At 57.6% G+C, this 15,429-nt stretch carries 19 protein-coding genes; 7 read left to right on the forward strand and 12 right to left on the reverse strand.

From position 1 onward, the window contains the following. Nucleotides 1-19: 19 nt before the first annotated feature. From KI231_RS07930 to KI231_RS07955, 6 genes are all read right to left on the reverse strand, one after another. Nucleotides 20-430, reverse strand: coding sequence for a hypothetical protein (locus KI231_RS07930; protein WP_249412106.1), 411 nt, complete (start codon nt 428-430; stop codon nt 20-22). Then, the gene (locus tag KI231_RS07935; RefSeq protein ID WP_213027913.1) at nt 427-777 is read right to left on the reverse strand and encodes a hypothetical protein; all 351 of its coding nucleotides are present in this window, start codon (nt 775-777) and stop codon (nt 427-429) included. The genes KI231_RS07930 and KI231_RS07935 overlap by 4 nt, the downstream gene beginning before the upstream one ends. Nucleotides 778-819: 42 nt before the next feature. After that, a complete protein-coding gene (locus KI231_RS07940; protein WP_213027914.1) occupies nt 820-1,248 on the reverse strand; it encodes a hypothetical protein in 429 nt (142 codons plus the stop codon). 107 nt (nt 1,249-1,355) lie between these two features. After that, entirely contained in the window at nt 1,356-2,093 is a 738-nt protein-coding gene (locus tag KI231_RS07945; protein WP_213027915.1) for a hypothetical protein, read from the reverse strand. Nucleotides 2,094-2,101: 8 nt separating this feature from the next. After that, complete coding sequence (locus KI231_RS07950; RefSeq protein WP_213027916.1) at nt 2,102-2,590, reverse strand: SUKH-3 domain-containing protein; 489 nt, start codon at nt 2,588-2,590, stop codon at nt 2,102-2,104. A 127-nt stretch (nt 2,591-2,717) separates the two neighbouring features. Further along, nucleotides 2,718-3,215, reverse strand: coding sequence for a hypothetical protein (locus KI231_RS07955; protein WP_213027917.1), 498 nt, complete (start codon nt 3,213-3,215; stop codon nt 2,718-2,720). Between the two features lie 257 nt (nt 3,216-3,472). Here KI231_RS07955 and arfB point away from each other — a divergent pair, with 257 nt between their 5' ends. Beyond that, nucleotides 3,473-3,886 carry an alternative ribosome rescue aminoacyl-tRNA hydrolase ArfB gene (arfB, locus tag KI231_RS07960; protein ID WP_095050152.1) on the forward strand — a complete coding sequence of 138 codons (414 nt, stop codon included), beginning with the start codon at nt 3,473-3,475 and terminating at the stop codon, nt 3,884-3,886. Here the strand turns inward: arfB and KI231_RS07965 are convergent. The 6 genes from KI231_RS07965 to phhA all read right to left on the reverse strand — a co-directional run bounded on the left by KI231_RS07965 (nt 3,883) and on the right by phhA (nt 8,390). After that, on the reverse strand, nt 3,883-5,082 hold the full coding sequence (locus KI231_RS07965) for an MFS transporter (RefSeq protein ID WP_213027918.1): 1,200 nt from the start codon (nt 5,080-5,082) through the stop codon (nt 3,883-3,885). The genes arfB and KI231_RS07965 overlap by 4 nt on opposite strands. Nucleotides 5,083-5,184: 102 nt before the next feature. Continuing rightward, a complete protein-coding gene (locus KI231_RS07970) occupies nt 5,185-5,367 on the reverse strand; it encodes a hypothetical protein (RefSeq protein WP_213027919.1) in 183 nt (60 codons plus the stop codon). Between the two features lie 69 nt (nt 5,368-5,436). Further along, complete coding sequence (locus KI231_RS30145; RefSeq protein WP_256583563.1) at nt 5,437-5,568, reverse strand: hypothetical protein; 132 nt, start codon at nt 5,566-5,568, stop codon at nt 5,437-5,439. A 363-nt stretch (nt 5,569-5,931) separates the two neighbouring features. After that, nucleotides 5,932-7,125: an amino acid aminotransferase gene (locus KI231_RS07975; protein WP_213027920.1), complete on the reverse strand. Its 1,194-nt coding sequence runs from the start codon at nt 7,123-7,125 to the stop codon at nt 5,932-5,934. After that, nucleotides 7,125-7,481, reverse strand: a complete 357-nt coding sequence (locus KI231_RS07980) for a 4a-hydroxytetrahydrobiopterin dehydratase (protein WP_213027921.1) — start codon at nt 7,479-7,481, stop codon at nt 7,125-7,127. Before KI231_RS07980 ends, KI231_RS07975 begins: the two co-directional genes overlap by 1 nt. 117 nt (nt 7,482-7,598) lie before the next feature. Then, complete coding sequence (gene phhA, locus KI231_RS07985) at nt 7,599-8,390, reverse strand: phenylalanine 4-monooxygenase (protein ID WP_003222800.1); 792 nt, start codon at nt 8,388-8,390, stop codon at nt 7,599-7,601. Between the two features lie 372 nt (nt 8,391-8,762). Here phhA and KI231_RS07990 point away from each other — a divergent pair, with 372 nt between their 5' ends. The 6 genes from KI231_RS07990 (at nt 8,763) to flgJ (ending at nt 15,420) form a co-directional block, all read left to right on the forward strand. Then, nucleotides 8,763-10,325: a sigma-54-dependent phenylalanine hydroxylase transcriptional regulator PhhR gene (locus tag KI231_RS07990; RefSeq protein ID WP_008085977.1), complete on the forward strand. Its 1,563-nt coding sequence runs from the start codon at nt 8,763-8,765 to the stop codon at nt 10,323-10,325. Between the two features lie 355 nt (nt 10,326-10,680). Continuing rightward, nucleotides 10,681-11,421 (forward strand): flagellar basal body rod protein FlgF, encoded by a 741-nt coding sequence (locus KI231_RS07995; protein WP_213027922.1) that lies wholly within the window; start codon nt 10,681-10,683, stop codon nt 11,419-11,421. A 45-nt stretch (nt 11,422-11,466) separates the two neighbouring features. Next, nucleotides 11,467-12,252 carry a flagellar basal-body rod protein FlgG gene (gene flgG / locus KI231_RS08000; RefSeq protein ID WP_103305338.1) on the forward strand — a complete coding sequence of 262 codons (786 nt, stop codon included), beginning with the start codon at nt 11,467-11,469 and terminating at the stop codon, nt 12,250-12,252. Nucleotides 12,253-12,304: 52 nt separating this feature from the next. Continuing rightward, nucleotides 12,305-13,000, forward strand: coding sequence for a flagellar basal body L-ring protein FlgH (gene flgH / locus KI231_RS08005; protein WP_213027923.1), 696 nt, complete (start codon nt 12,305-12,307; stop codon nt 12,998-13,000). A gap of 27 nt (nt 13,001-13,027) precedes the next feature. Next, nucleotides 13,028-14,116: a flagellar basal body P-ring protein FlgI gene (locus tag KI231_RS08010; RefSeq protein WP_213028755.1), complete on the forward strand. Its 1,089-nt coding sequence runs from the start codon at nt 13,028-13,030 to the stop codon at nt 14,114-14,116. Between the two features lie 11 nt (nt 14,117-14,127). Beyond that, nucleotides 14,128-15,420 carry a flagellar assembly peptidoglycan hydrolase FlgJ gene (flgJ, locus tag KI231_RS08015; RefSeq protein ID WP_213027924.1) on the forward strand — a complete coding sequence of 431 codons (1,293 nt, stop codon included), beginning with the start codon at nt 14,128-14,130 and terminating at the stop codon, nt 15,418-15,420. The last annotated feature ends 9 nt before the right edge of the window (nt 15,421-15,429 follow it).

The following is a 15,429-nucleotide window of genomic DNA, read 5'->3' on the forward strand; positions in this document are numbered from 1 at the left end:
CAGTCTGTTTGATGTCAATTTACAGGCGAGGAAGAGCAATGTTGTTTCTGGAAAGAATTAAACAAATCATCTCGATAAATTTTATCGGATGCTCAGTTGGGGTGGAGTACATATCTACTAATCCAACTTCCACAGCGCAATCAACAATTACGCGGAAGTCATCGATATCTTGTGATGAAATGCAGTGGAGGAGATCAGGCGGCATATTATCTCCCCTGCCATTCAGGGGCAGTGTTGCACCTTTTCTCTCCCAGTCAGTCAAGCCACCGCACTCCGGAAAGCTATCAAGGTGAGCTATCAATTTTTCGATAGCACCGTGTCGAATGAACTTTGCTTCGCAATAGGTATGCAGCAGTCTGGACGCATAGCGCTGTAAAGCAGCTGGGGAGAGGTTGGCAAGTGCTTGCGCTAACTCTTCTTGAATGATCATTGAATTTTGGTCCACTCAGCTATTTTTCTTTTTATTTCTTCCAGTGAGTTCACGTTGCCGATTACAACCAGTTCGCACCCCAGTTCCTTGTCTCGGTAGGAAACAAGCTCATCAGTGTCCTGTTCGAGTATTACTCTAAGAATTTGCCCATTCGCTTCGTTTCTGGCAGAAAAAATGGGATTGCCATCCATGAACGGCGTGCCATTTGAGAATGTCGTATTGTAATAAGGTGCTTTAAATCCCTTTATATCGATTTTGTTCGTCTGAGCCTCCAGGCGAAAAAACTCATAAAAGGATCGCTCCAATCTGAAGTAGCAGTCCAGATTGTGCAGATAGTCATTGAACATTTCACTTGCTCCGCGAAAGCGCGATAGGTTTTTTCGTAGCCGTCAGCGGAAGTCAAAATACTCGATCATAAGTTCGGTCGGCTTCATGCCAGCACCCAAGAATCCGAGAACCTCCAGGAACCACGATAGATCATCTCCGAGTTCAGAGATATCCTCCCTCTCACTCATCAATAAACATAACGCCAGTCTTGCCATCAGATTTTTACGTTCACGAAAGTTGCGTATTGCCTCGTGCTCATCGATTTTCGCCCACCAAATAGATGACTCTGTTTTTAATATTTTGGTGGTGATTTTTCCATCAATGTATTCTTGAGCCAGATGCATAGGGTCATGCTTGCAATTGGCAAACTTGATGTTCAGGGCGTGCAATACCTTAAGAAAAAAGGTGAGTTGATGTTTGTGCGCAATTGAACTGTTGTTTGATCGAATGATGCCGTTCATGTTGTATTTTTTGAAGTCAATCTTGTTCAATTTGGTTTCCCTACCTGCCGCTATGGGCGGTGCATTGCAAAAAGGTTCTATTGGGTCGTTCGCTCAGTACGGCTTTCCAGTATTCCGATTCTTTGGCTGTCTGATTTTTATCGCTGAAAAGTAGATCTTCTTGAAAATGGAATTTTAAGCAAGAATTCTCTGGTTTTTGGTGTGGGTGTCATGTCAGCGTCGGCTTGTTTCAAGGATTCTGCAAGTTCTGAGAATTCAATAGTCTGTTCCGGGAGGCCGTGAATCAGTATGCAGCGAGTATCGGAGAGATCCTCACCTGTAAGCGCCACGAGGTATTTTTTTGAAGTTAATAATTTTGCGACGTTAGCAAACGACTTGAAAGACGACGCCTTTGAAAATTCTGTGCCGGAAGCCTTATACATGTTGACTATCGTACCTAGAATTTCTTTTTTATCCGTTTCATCCAGCTTTTTCTTGGATAAAAATATCAAGGCATTCCATCCTCTGTATATAGCGCTAAATAGCGTCAATACTTCTTCGTGGCACAGAATGCTAGAGATGTCACAGAAATTAAGTTTGTCATCAATGTGTAAGTCAACTTCCATCTCCCTTCTTTTGTTCATGGCGGCCATGCCAAGTTTGCCAAAGGCCCTTTTGTGTCGACCTAGTTTCTCCGCAATAACACTACTGGATTCGAGTTCGGCAGCCAGTACTGCGTATACATTATATTGAAGAAAAATCGGTGCCAGAGGTTCGAAGATCAACTCGTGGCTATATCCTGTAGCCAGATACCATATTGCATCACATGATTCATCAAGACTGATCCGCGCAGCCTTCGATGCATATATTGATCCTGTGTCTATGATGGCTTTCATAAAGAAACTCAAATGGCGGGCACGGCGCCGGGCGTGGCCAGCGCGACCTGTTCACCGGCTTTGCGCCCAAACACCAGGGTTTCCATGGCCTGGACGAAGGTTCGACCCTGTAGCCAGAAACCGTCATGAATCATGCTCAAGACATAGCATCGCTGCTGCTCGTCCATCAATAGCGCAGCGTGACCGTGATGGATCTCGGCGATGCTTACCAAAGTGCTGCCCAGGCGCTGCTGCCAGGCCAGGAAGTCTTCGCTGTCATGCAGGTATTCAAAGGTGCCAAAGGCGACATCGCTGGTAGCGCAGTCTTCGCCTCTACCGCAGGTCCCCACCTGCAGGCCGGCGAGTTGTCCGAGCAGTGCGGCGGCCGGGTGCTCGGGCGGGACGAAGTCCGGCAAAGGTTCTGCGAGAGTCACGGGCCAGCCAGCGGCCAGGAACAGAGGGCGCAGAGTGTCAGGAAACTCGATCAGCGAAGGTTCGGGCTGGGCAATGAGTGTCATCGGTAAACCTGCTTCATGATAGATCTGACCCGCAATGCGTCATGCTTTTTTGATTTTTCCATTTGCAGAACCGCTGCCTCTTCCATAACCCTGATCAAGATGAGTTTTTCATGGGGCATGGTCAAAGTCAGTGTGCCGGCTTGCTGTATAAAATCCGTTGGATTTGCCTCATGACACCCGGATCTTGCTTCGAATGCCTTGCGATAATGTCCAGCCCAAGTGCAATACCTTCTTTCCCCTCTGCTGTCGCTTGGTCAAAGACTGACTTAAATACCCTGATGACAGATGTGCGATCAAAGTGACGCGCGAGCATATCGCCGACAGTCCAGCAGAATTCCATAACTGCATATCTGGAATAGTTGCTCCGAATGGCATCGAGCAATGCCTGCTTTTGAATTGCCGAGAGCCTGTTCATATCCGATGAAATCTTTATTATGAAAAAATCTGCGCCAGGCTTATTGAAAAATGCGTCTGTCGAGAGAATTTCAATAATGAAATTCAGACATTTCTCAGGAAAGATCTCATGACTCAGTGTCAGCCGATCGTAGTCATCAGCAAGCGCCATGACTCGCTTGCGCGCTCCTTTTCCTTCCGCGGCATATAACGACTTCCTTATCTCTTCCATGACCGGGTTTTCACTTTTGCGGGGGGGCTGGTGCTAGCCGCGTCAATTACGCTTCAATTTTTAACATGAATCAAGATTCATGCCAGCCATGATATGGCCATTACGGGGCATGGAGGGGCGCCGCTGGCCGAAGAGCTTGTTCAATTTTTGCTGTAGTAAACCGCATCAAAGTGCGCAAGAAGTTGCGTACTCTTGTAATGCGATCGCGTTCTGGCTATTCGCGGTATCCTGCGCGTTCTGAATACGGACGCTTTTCCATGCTGGTAATTTCCAACAACGTGCATCTGCCGGATGCCGAGATCGAATTGACGGCCATTCGCGCCCAGGGCGCCGGAGGGCAGAACGTCAACAAGGTCTCCAGCGCCGTGCACCTGCGCTTCGACATTCCAGCCTCGTCCTTGCCCGAATTCTACAAGGAGCGGCTGCTGGCGCTGCGCGACAGTCGCATCACCAGCGATGGCGTGTTGATCATCAAGGCTCAGCAATACCGCACGCAGGAAGCCAACCGAGCCGATGCGCTGGAGCGTCTGGTGGAGCTGATTCTCAGCGCCACCAAAGTTGAAAAGAAACGCCGTCCGACCAAGCCGACCCTCGGTTCAAAAAAGCGCCGGCTTGAGTCGAAGACCAAGCGCGGCAGTATCAAGGCCGGGCGGGGCAAGGTGGATTTCTAGTCCTCGCGATACTTGGCGGTGTGTTTATACAGATACACGCTCAAGGCCAATCCACTCAGCGAGGCGAGGGCGGCGAAGAGGAAGATCGAAGCAAACCCGAATCCCGCCGCAATCGCCCCGGCCAGTGGCCCAGTGATCCCCAGCGACAAGTCGATGAACAGCGAGTACGCACCCACCGCCGCGCCACGGCTGGACGCCGGCACCAGATTCACCGCCTCCACGCCCAGCGCCGGGAACACCAGCGAGAAGCCAAAACCGCTCAACGCCGCACCGGCCAGTGCCCAATGCGCGTCCGGTGCCAGCCACAGCAGCAACAGGCCGAGGGTCTCCACTGACAGGCAGGCAATCGCCACGCGGAAGCCGCCGAGGCGGTTGATCAGGTTGCCGAACAGCAGTCGCGCACCGATGAAACTGGCGCCGAACAGGCTCAGGCACAACACCGCGTTGTCCCAGTGCTGAGTGGCGTAATACAGGGTGATGAAGGTCGCGATGGTACCGAAACCGATTGAGCCCAAGGCCAGCCCGCAACCGTGGGGGAACACGCGTCCGAGCACATGCATGAATGGCAGGCGCTCACCGGCAACAATCGGTGCGGCGGTTTTTGGCCATGCCAATAACAGGCCCAACGCGGCCAGCAGGATGATGCTGACGCCCATGCTCCACAAACCCAATTTGCCGACCAGCCATACCCCGAACGGTGCGCCGACCGCCAGTGCGCCATAGCTGGCGATGCCGTTCCACGAGATCACCTTGGCGGTGTTCGCCGCGCCGACACGGCCGATGCCCCAGCCGATCGAGCCGGAGCCGACGAGGCTTTCCGCGCTGCCCAGCACCAGTCGGCCGATCAACAGGCTGATCAAACTGAGCATCGGCATGTTCGGTGTCCACGCGGAAATCAGCATGAACACACCGCTCAAACCGCAGCCGGCCAAACCATACATCACTGCGAGCTTGCTGCCCTTGTTGTCGATGATCTTGCCGGCGTACGGGCGGCTGAGCAGGGTCGCGAGGTATTGCACGCTGATCACCAGACCTGCGATTACCGCGCCGAAGCCCAGGTCGCTGTGGACGTAACCCGGCAGCACCGCGAGGGGAATACCGATGTTCAGGTAGCCGATGAAGGTGAAGAGGACGATGGAGACGACTTGCAGCGTGACCGCCAGGGGGCGCTGGGGCTCTGACTTAGAGAACGACATGGGTAACGATCCACGGGGAGAGCAGAATAGATAGGCTGCTCATGATACCGGCGCGGAACAATCTGAGGCGGGAAAAGTAAAACTATTTGTCGGGCGGCGGCTTCAGGATTTGGCCGGAGCGACCAGTTGTGTGGTGACCAGCGCGGCGAGGGCGTTTTCTTCACAGCCGAAGCGGGCGAGCAGAGCGGCTTGTTTCTCAGGAGAGAGGCGGTTCCAGATCTCGATCATTTTCTCGGTGGCGCCGATCAGGACGGCGGCTTGGCTTTCGGAGAATTCGTCGGTCATGGCAGGCTCGGTTTCAGGCAGTGTGGAAAGCGCATGTTAGCGCTTTCCACACGGTCTGTACGACGGGTCTTACTCTTCGTTGTCGGCCGGGCGGCTCTCAACGGCTTCTTGCGGCTCGGGCTGGCCCGCACCGGCTTGTTGCGTGGTCGTCTGCTCAGGTACGTGCAGGCTTGGGAAGGGGAGATTAGGAATCTCGTGCATGGTTGCGCTCCTCGCTAAGTCTGTTGATAGATCTGGTAGATCCGCGCTTCTGAAAAAGCCTGCGCAGGATACAGGAGGAAAAATGACAATCAGACTTTTAATTCAAATTAATGCGACAGATGGCCGCAGGGAGAGCGAAAAGCAAAAGACTGGGCCATAGCCGAAACCAAATGTGGGAGCGAGCCTGTTCGCGAAGGCAGTGTGTGTTGATCGTTCCCACGCTCTGCGTGGGAACGCCTCAAAGGACGCTCTGCGTCCGCTGTTGGGACGCAGAGCGTCCTGGGCTGCATTCCCACGCGGAGCGTGGGAACGATCAAATCAAAAGATCGCAGCCTGCGGCAATTCCTGCAGAGTATTGCGGTGTTACTTGCAGACGCTGGCGATGGCTTCGGCCAGCAGCGCCAGACGCGTGGCATCGATGCCGGCCACGTTGGCCCGCCCCGAGCTGACCATGTACACGCTGTGGTGCTCGCGCAGCTGTTTTACCTGCTCCGGCGACAGGCCGGTGTATGAGAACATCCCGCGTTGCACGCCAATGTGCGCAAAACGTTCGCGCAAACCGTGCGGCTCCAGCGCTTCCACCAGACCACTGCGTAGCTGGGCGATGCGCAAACGCATGGCTTCCACTTCGTCGGCCCAGCGGCTTTTCAGTTCCGGGTCGGCGAGGATGGTTGCGACAACAGCTGCACCGTGATCCGGTGGTGTCGACCACAGGTTGCGGGCAATGTTGGCCAGTTGGCTGCGGATGTCGATGAGCTTGTCGGCGGTTTTCGCGCAGACAATCAGCGCACCGGTGCGGTCGCGATAGAGGCCGAAGTTCTTCGAGCAGGAACTGGTGATCAGCAGCTCAGGTATCTCTGCCGCGAACAAGCGGGTCGACCACGCATCCTGCTCCAGACCATCGCCAAAACCCTGGTAGGCAAAGTCGATCAGCGGCAGCAGATTGCGGCTGCGCACCACGTCGAGTACGCGCTGCCAGTCGTCGTGGTTCAGGTCGAAACCGGTCGGGTTGTGGCAGCACGCGTGCAGCAGCACCACATCACCTTTCGGTACTTCATTGAGCACGGCAAGCATGGCATCGACGTCGAGGCGGTTGTCGCTGCCCACGTACGGGTAGTGACTGACCTTGACCCCGGCCGCGGCGAAAATGGTTTCGTGGATCGGCCAGGTCGGGTTGCTCAGCCACACGCCTTTGCCCGGCAGGCATTGGGCGATGAAGTCAGCGGCCAGACGCAGGGCACCGGTACCGCCCGGCGTCTGGGTAGCGCCGGCACGTTGTTCGGCGATCAGCTTCGAGTCGGCGCCGAGCACCAACTCGTTGATGACTTTGCCGAACAGCGGATTGCCGTGGCCACCGATGTAAGTCTTGGTGTCCTGGCTTTCGACCAGCCGTGCTTCGGCGATTTTCACCGCTTCCGGGATCGGCGTCAGGCCTTGGGCATCCTTGTAGACGCCAACGCCGAGGTCGAATTTGCGCGGGTTGCTGTCCTGCGCATACGCCTCCATCAAACCGAGGATCGGGTCGCCGGGTACCCGGCCGATGGCGTCAAAGTGCATTACTTGCGTCCTTCTGCGGTCTTGGCCACTTCGTCAGTGCGCGCGGCCATGATGAAGTCGTTGCGGTGCAGGCCTTTGATCGAGTGGCTCCACCAGGTCACGGTGACTTTGCCCCACTCGGTCAGCAGGCCCGGGTGATGACCCTCGGCCTCGGAGATCTCGCCGACGGCATTGGTGAAGGCCAGCGCGTGCTTGAAGTTCTTGAACAGGAAGACCTTCTCCAGTTGCATGATGCTGTCGCGCACTTCGATGTTCCAGTCAGGGATCTGCTTGATCAGGATCGGCAGTTCTTCGTCGCTGACTTGTGGCGCATCGGCGCGGCAGGCTTCGCAGTGGGCTTGGTTCAAAGAGGACATGGTTGGATTCCTGAGATCGGGTGTCTTTTTTATAAGAGCTGTTACGGACGTCAATGCCGTCACGCTAAACCAAAGCCGCGACGACTGACAGACTCACTTGTCACTAAAAGCGACGGTTCACGCCGCTTTCGGTTTCGGCGGAAATTTTGGCGCGTGCAGACCCAGCTGCATGCCTTGCTTGACCATGGCCATGATGTCTTCATGAGCCACGTCGAACAGGCGCTTGAGATTCGGCAGGACAAAGTACAGCGGTTGCAGAATGTCGATGCGATACGGCGTGCGCATGGCTTCCAGCGGATCGAAGGCCTGATGCTCGGGCTCGTCCGACAGGGAATAAACAGTTTCCTTGGGGGAAGACAGGATGCCGCCGCCGTAGATGCGTTTGCCTTGCGGGGTGTCGACCAGACCGAATTCGATGGTCATCCAGTACAGCCGCGCCAGATACACGCGTTCTTCCTTGGTCGCTTGCAGACCAAGTTTGCCGTAGGTGTGCGTGAATTCGGCGAACCACGGGTTGGTCAGCAGCGGGCAGTGACCAAAGATCTCGTGGAAAATATCCGGTTCTTGCAGGTAGTCCAGTTCTTCACGGGTGCGAATAAACGTGGCCACCGGAAATTGTTTGCTGGCGAGCAATTCAAAAAAAGTCTGGAACGGAATCAGCGCCGGGACACGGGCAACCTGCCAACCGGTGGTCTCGCCGAGCACCTTGTTGATCTCGCCGAGCTGCGGAATGCGGTCGTGGGGCAGACCGAGTTTTTCGATACCGTCCAGGTATTCCTGGCACGCACGACCCTCGATCACTTTCAGTTGACGGGTGATCAGCGTGTTCCACACCGCATGTTCTTCGGCGGGGTAGTCGATAAAACCTTGCGCATCGGGCTCGCGGGCCACGTATTGCGTCTGCTTCATACTGCTCTCCTGCTAGGGGAATTCGTTCTTGTTATGTCCAGCGATGGATTCAGAATTACCTGAGAGCGTGTTGATGTGCAGCAGGTTGAATGGCCTGTGCGTAGGAAATTTCTCTTTAATTCGTAAAGTTATCGTTACGGTTTGGCGGATATCTCGCGTTTACGGTGATTCTCGGGTTTGAAAAGGTCAATGGCTGTCACATAATCTTGACAACTATCTGCGCCCCTCGACAGAAAAGTCCGGCGCCGTTCCCTTGTAGGAGTGAGCCTGCTCGCGATAGCGGTGTATCCGTCAGCATCAATATCAACTGACCCACCGCTATCGCGAGCAGGCTCACTCCTACAGGTATTACTGTCTTCACGGGTCATTTATATGCGCATCAAAGTCCACTGCCAGAACCGCATCGGCATCCTGCGCGACATCCTCAATCTGCTGGTGGCGTACGGGATCAACGTCGCGCGCGGCGAGGTCGGCGGTGAGCATGGCAACGCGATCTATCTGCATTGCCCGAACCTGATCAACATCCAGTTCCAGGCGCTACGGCCGAAGTTCGAAGCGATTGCCGGGGTGTTCGGCGTCAAGCGGGTAGGGCTGATGCCAAGCGAGCGTCGGCACATGGAATTGAATGCGCTGCTCGGTGCGCTGGAATTCCCGGTGTTGTCGATCGACATGGGCGGCTCGATCGTTGCCGCCAACCGTGCGGCGGCGCAATTGCTCGGCGTGCGGGTCGATGAAGTGCCGGGGATTCCGCTGTCGCGCTATGCCGAGGATTTCGATTTGCCGGAGTTGGTGCGCGCCAATAAATCCCGAATCAACGGCATGCGGGTCAAGGTCAAGGGCGACATCTTTCTCGCTGACATCGCGCCGCTGCAATCCGAACACGACGACAGCGAAGCCATGGCCGGTGCAGTGCTGACCTTGCACCGCGCCGACCGCGTCGGTGAGCGCATCTATAACGTGCGCAAGCAGGAGTTGCGTGGCTTCGACAGCATCTTCCAGAGTTCGAAAGTCATGGCGGCGGTGGTGCGCGAAGCGCGGCGCATGGCGCCGCTGGATGCGCCGTTATTGATAGAAGGTGAAACCGGCACCGGCAAGGAGTTGTTGGCGCGTGCCTGTCACCTCGCCAGTCCGCGTGGGCAGTCGCCGTTGATGGCGCTCAACTGCGCAGGGCTGCCGGAGTCGATGGCCGAGACCGAATTGTTCGGCTACGGCCCGGGTGCCTTCGAAGGTGCACGGGCGGAAGGCAAGCTCGGGCTACTGGAACTGACGGCGGGCGGCACGTTGTTTCTCGATGGCGTCGGTGAAATGAGTCCGCGCTTGCAGGTGAAATTGCTGCGCTTTCTGCAGGACGGTTGCTTCCGTCGTGTAGGCAGTGATGAAGAGGTTTATCTGGACGTACGGGTGATCTGCGCAACCCAGGTCGACTTGTCCGAGCTGTGCGCGCGTGGCGAGTTTCGCCAGGATCTGTATCACCGCTTGAATGTGCTTTCGCTGCATATTCCCCCGCTGCGCGAATGCCTCGACGGTTTGACGCCATTGGTCGAGCACTTTCTGGATCAGGCCAGCCGGCAGATCGGTTGTTCGCTGCCGAAACTCGCGCCGGCGGCGATGGATCGGCTCAGCCATTACCACTGGCCGGGCAATGTGCGGCAGTTGGAGAACGTGCTGTTTCAGGCGGTTTCGTTGTGTGATGGCGGCACGGTAAAGGCTGAGCATATCCGCCTGCCGGATTACGGCGTGCGTCAGCCGCTTGGCGATTTTTCGCTGGAGGGTGGGCTGGACGAGATTGTCGGGCGGTTTGAGAAAGCGGTGCTGGAGCGACTGTATTCAGAGCATCCGAGCAGTCGGCAACTGGGTAAGCGGCTGGGGGTTTCGCACACCACCATCGCCAACAAACTCCGCGAATATGAAGTGGGCAAAGATCCTGAAAGCTAAGTGGACCCCTGTGGCGAGGGGATTTATCCCCGATGGGCTGCGAAGCAGCCCCAAGGCCGCTTAACTTGATGTATCAGCTGAACCGCATTCATCGGTATCGGGGCGGCTTCGCCACCCATCGGGGATAAATCCCCTCGCCACAGGGTTATTCGCCCAGCCCGAGATCGGGATTGCCGCCTAGCGGCATGACACCGCCGGTTTTTCGTCTTCGATACATTTCCCCTATCCCCGCAAAATCCCCCAAGTCCTTTGTTTACCGGGCCGCGAGCCGCCAGAAAAAAGTTGGTCTGCAAATTGCTTATGGCTCAGCAGTACAGCGGTGGGCGGCAAACGTCCGGCATGCAGAGGAAAGAGTGTGGACAAGTACCTTTATGTGGCAATGACCGGCGCCAGCCAGAACGCGCTGGCGCAGAAGGCTCATGCCAACAACCTGGCGAACATCTCCACCAACGGTTTTCAGCGCGACCTGGAGCAGGCGCGTTCGATGCCGGTGTTCGGTGACAGCTTTCCGGCGCGCGCGTTTGCCATGAGCGAACGGCCCGCCACTGATTTCACGCCGGGCTCGCTGGTGCAGACCGGGCGTGACCTCGACGTCGCGGTGACCGGCAACGGCTTCATCGCCGTGCAGAACCCCAACGGCGGCGAAAGCTACGTGCGCACCGGCAGCCTCAATATCGACGCCCTCGGCGTGTTGCGTGCCGGCAACGGCATGCCGGTGATGGGCAATGGCGGTCCGATCGCCGTGCCGCCCGAGCAGCAGGTCGAAGTCGGTGAAGACGGCACCATCAGTATTCGTGCGATGGGCGAAGGCCCGCGCGTCATGGCGGAAGTCGACCGGATCAAACTGGTCAACCCGGACATCAAGAGCATGAACAAGGGCCTCGACGGCTCGATCTACACCAAGGACGGCCAGCCTGCGCCGGCCGATGCCAACGTCAAACTGGTGTCGGGTTTCCTGGAATCGAGCAACGTCAATGCCGTGGAAGAGATGACCTCGGTGCTGGCTCTGGCCAAGCAGTTCGAGTTGCACGTCAAGATGATGAACACCGCCAAAGACGACGACCAGGCCATGGCTCGGGTCTTGCAGATCAGCTAATTATCAGAACGTCGCGCCGTAAAACAGGCGCACGAGGAGAATCGAATGCTTCCGGCTCTATGGGTTGCCAAAACTGGTCTGTCCGCTCAGGACACCAACCTGACCACCATTTCCAACAACCTGGCGAACGTCTCGACCACGGGTTTCAAACGTGACCGCGCCGAGTTCCAGGACCTGCTGTATCAGATCAAACGTCAGCCAGGCGCCCAGTCGACCCAGGACAGCGAACTGCCGTCGGGTCTGCAAGTGGGTACTGGTGTGCGCATCGTCGGCACGCAGAAAAACTTCACCGCCGGCAGCCTGCAAACCACCGAGCAGCCGCTGGACATGGCCATCGACGGTCGCGGTTTCTTCCAGATCCTGCAGCCGGACGGCACCACGTCCTACACCCGTGACGGTACTTTCCACCTCGACTCCAACGGCCAGATCGTCAACGCCAGCGGTTTCGCTCTGGAACCGGCCATCGTCATTCCGAACGATGCCCAGACCTTCACCGTGGGTCGCGACGGCACCGTGTCGATCTCCGTTGCCGGCAACCCTGCCGCCCAGGTGATCGGCAACCTGCAAACCGCCGATTTCATCAACCCGGCCGGGCTGCAAGCCGTGGGTAACAACCTGTTCCTCGAAACCGCTGCTTCCGGTGCGCCGCAAGTCGGTACTCCGGGCCTGAACGGTTTCGGCACCACGCTGCAGAACACCCTGGAAACCTCCAACGTCAGCACCGTTGAAGAGATGGTCAACATGATCACCACTCAGCGCGCTTACGAGATGAACTCCAAGGTGATTTCCACCGCCGACCAGATGCTCTCGTTCGTAACGCAGAATCTGTAATCAAGTCTATGAGGCGGCCATGAGGTCGCCTGCAACACCGTGAGGTAGGGTCATGAATCGCTTCGTATCTGTTCTGGCATTGAGTGGAGTCGTCTCGCTCGCGGGCTGCGTCGCTCCGACGCCCAAGCCCAATGACCCTTACTACGCCCCGGTGTTGCCGCGCACGCCGCTGCCGGCTGCGGCCAATAACGGCTCGATCTATCAGGCCGGGTTCGAACAGAACCTGTACAGCGACCGCAAGGCGTTCCGGGTCGGTGACATCATCACCATCACCCTGAACGAGAAGACCCAGGCGAGCAAAAACGCCAACTCGCAAGTGGCCAAGAACAGCAAGACCGGCATCGGCCTGACTTCGTTGTTCGGCGGCAGCGCCGTGACCAACAACCCGTTGGGTGGCAATGACCTGAGCCTGGACGTCGGCTACAGCGGCGACCGTGCGACCAAGGGTGACAGCAAGGCTGCGCAGGGCAACACCCTGACCGGTTCGATCACTGTGACCGTGGCTGACGTATTGCCCAACGGCATCATCGCCGTGCGCGGCGAGAAGTGGATGACCCTCAACACCGGTGATGAGCTGGTGCGGATCGCCGGTCTGGTGCGCGCGGATGACATCGCCACCGACAACACCGTGTCGTCGACCCGTGTCGCCGATGCACGCATCACCTACTCGGGCACCGGTTCGTTCGCCGATGCGAGTCAGCCAGGCTGGTTCGACCGTTTCTTCCTCAGCCCGCTGTTCCCTTTCTAGGTGGCTACGTTGAATTTCAAGAGCCTTATGGTGGCCGCGCTGTTGATGTCGGCGGCCTTCACAGCACAAGCCGAGCGGCTGAAAGATATCGCCAGCATTTCCGGCGTGCGCTCCAACCAGTTGATCGGATACGGCCTGGTGGTCGGGCTTAACGGCACCGGTGACCAGACGACGCAAACTCCGTTCACCCTGCAGACGTTCAACAACATGCTTTCGCAGTTCGGCATCAAAGTGCCGCCGGGCTCGGGCAACGTGCAGTTGAAAAACGTCGCGGCGGTGTCGGTGAGTGCCGATCTGCCGGCGTTCGCCAAACCGGGTCAGCAGGTCGATATCACCGTTTCCTCGATCGGTAACTCCAAGAGCCTGCGCGGCGGCACCCTGTTGCTGACCCCGCTGAAGGGTATCGACGGCAACGTCTACGCCATCGCTCAGGGCAACCTGGTGGTCGGCGGTTTCGATGCCGAGGGTCGTGACGGTTCGAAGATCACCGTTAACGTGCCGTCGGCCGGTCGTATCCCTGGCGGTGCCTCGGTGGAGCGTTCGGTGCCGAGCGGTTTCAACCAGGGCAACAGCCTGACGCTGAACCTCAACCGTTCCGACTTCACCACGGCCAAGCGCATCGTCGACAAGATCAACGACATGCTCGGCCCTGGCGTCGCGCAAGCCATCGACGGCGGTTCGATCCGTGTGACTGCGCCGCTCGATCCGAGCCAGCGCGTCGACTATCTGTCGATCCTCGAAAACCTCGAAGTCGATCCGGGGCAGGCGGTGGCGAAAGTCATCATCAACTCGCGGACCGGCACCATCGTCATCGGTCAGAACGTGAAAGTGTCGCCGGCCGCCGTGACTCACGGCAGCCTGACCGTGACCATCACCGAAGACCCGATCGTCAGCCAGCCGGGCCCTTTGTCCAACGGCCAGACTGCGGTTGTGCCGCGCTCGCGGGTGAATGCCGAGCAGGAAGCCAAACCGATGTTCAAGTTCGGCCCTGGCACCACACTCGACGAGATCGTCCGTGCGGTGAACCAGGTCGGCGCGGCACCGGGTGACCTGATGGCGATTCTTGAAGCATTGAAGCAGGCGGGCGCGTTGCAAGCCGACCTGATTGTGATCTGAGGCCGACCATCATGGATATGCGCAAGAGCGGTCTGGTCAGCAGCAGCGATTCGGGTTCTTACTCTGACCTCAATCGTCTGAACCAGCTCAAGGTTGGCGACAAGGACAGCGATGCGAACATGCGCAAGGTGGCGCAGGAGTTCGAATCGCTGTTCCTCGGCGAGATGCTCAAGTCGATGCGTTCGGCCACCGAAGCGCTGGGCCAGGACAATCCGCTGAACACCCCGGCGGCCAAGCAGTATCAGGAAATGTACGACCAGCAACTGGCCGTTTCCATGTCTCGCGAGGGCGGTGGTATCGGTCTGGCTGACGTGCTGATGCGGCAGATGTCGAAGAACAAGCCGATGGCGCCGGGCGAGGCAGCCGCAGCCTCCGCCGCCAAACAGGAAGAAGCCAAGGCCAAGGCGCTGGCCGTGGCCACGCCGGTTGCCGCAGGCACCGTCGCCACCAACGGCCCGTTGTCGCGCCTCAATGGCGAGCGCCCGTTGTGGGCGTCGCGCTCGGTCAATGCGCCGAACACGCAACTGGCGCACCGCAACGACATGGAAATGATCAACCAGCGTCGACTGGCCTTGCCGCCGAAACTCGCCGATCGTTTGCTCGCAGGTCTGGTGCCGTCCGCGATGCCGACAGCCGCCAGCCAATTGCCGCAACGCGCCACGACGGCCGCCACCACTGGCGCCGGTCCGCTGTACAACGGCGACTGGCTGGCCCGCGCCGAGTCGGACAAAGCGGCTGGTGGGCAGATGCAGATTTACGGCCGGGCGATGGCGCAGATTCCGCTGGCGCCCGCGAAGAAAGCCTTCAGCTCCGCCGACGAATTCGTCAACACCATGTTGCCGATGGCCAAGGAAGCTGCCGCGCGTATCGGCGTCGATCCGCGTTACCTGGTGGCGCAGGCCGCGCTGGAAACCGGCTGGGGCAAATCGGTCATGCGCGCGCAGGATGGCAGTAGCAGCCACAACCTGTTCGGCATCAAGGCCAGCAGTAACTGGAAGGGCGATTCGGCCCGGGCAATCACCAGCGAGTTCCGCAATGGCGCGATGGTCAAGGAGACGGCCGAGTTCCGTTCCTACGCCTCGTACAAGGACAGTTTCCACGATCTGGTGACTTTGCTGCAGAGCAACAATCGCTATCAAGATGTCGTGAAGTCTGCCGATAACCCAGAACAGTTTGTACGCGAGTTGCAAAAGGCCGGTTACGCAACCGACCCGAACTACGCGACGAAGATTTCGCAGATAGCCAAGCAGATGAACAGTTTTGAAAACTACGCTGCGGCGGGCGTTTCCACCACGCCTTTATAAGGCACAAGG

The organism is Pseudomonas sp. Seg1 (assembly GCF_018326005.1).
GTDB lineage: Bacteria > Pseudomonadota > Gammaproteobacteria > Pseudomonadales > Pseudomonadaceae > Aquipseudomonas.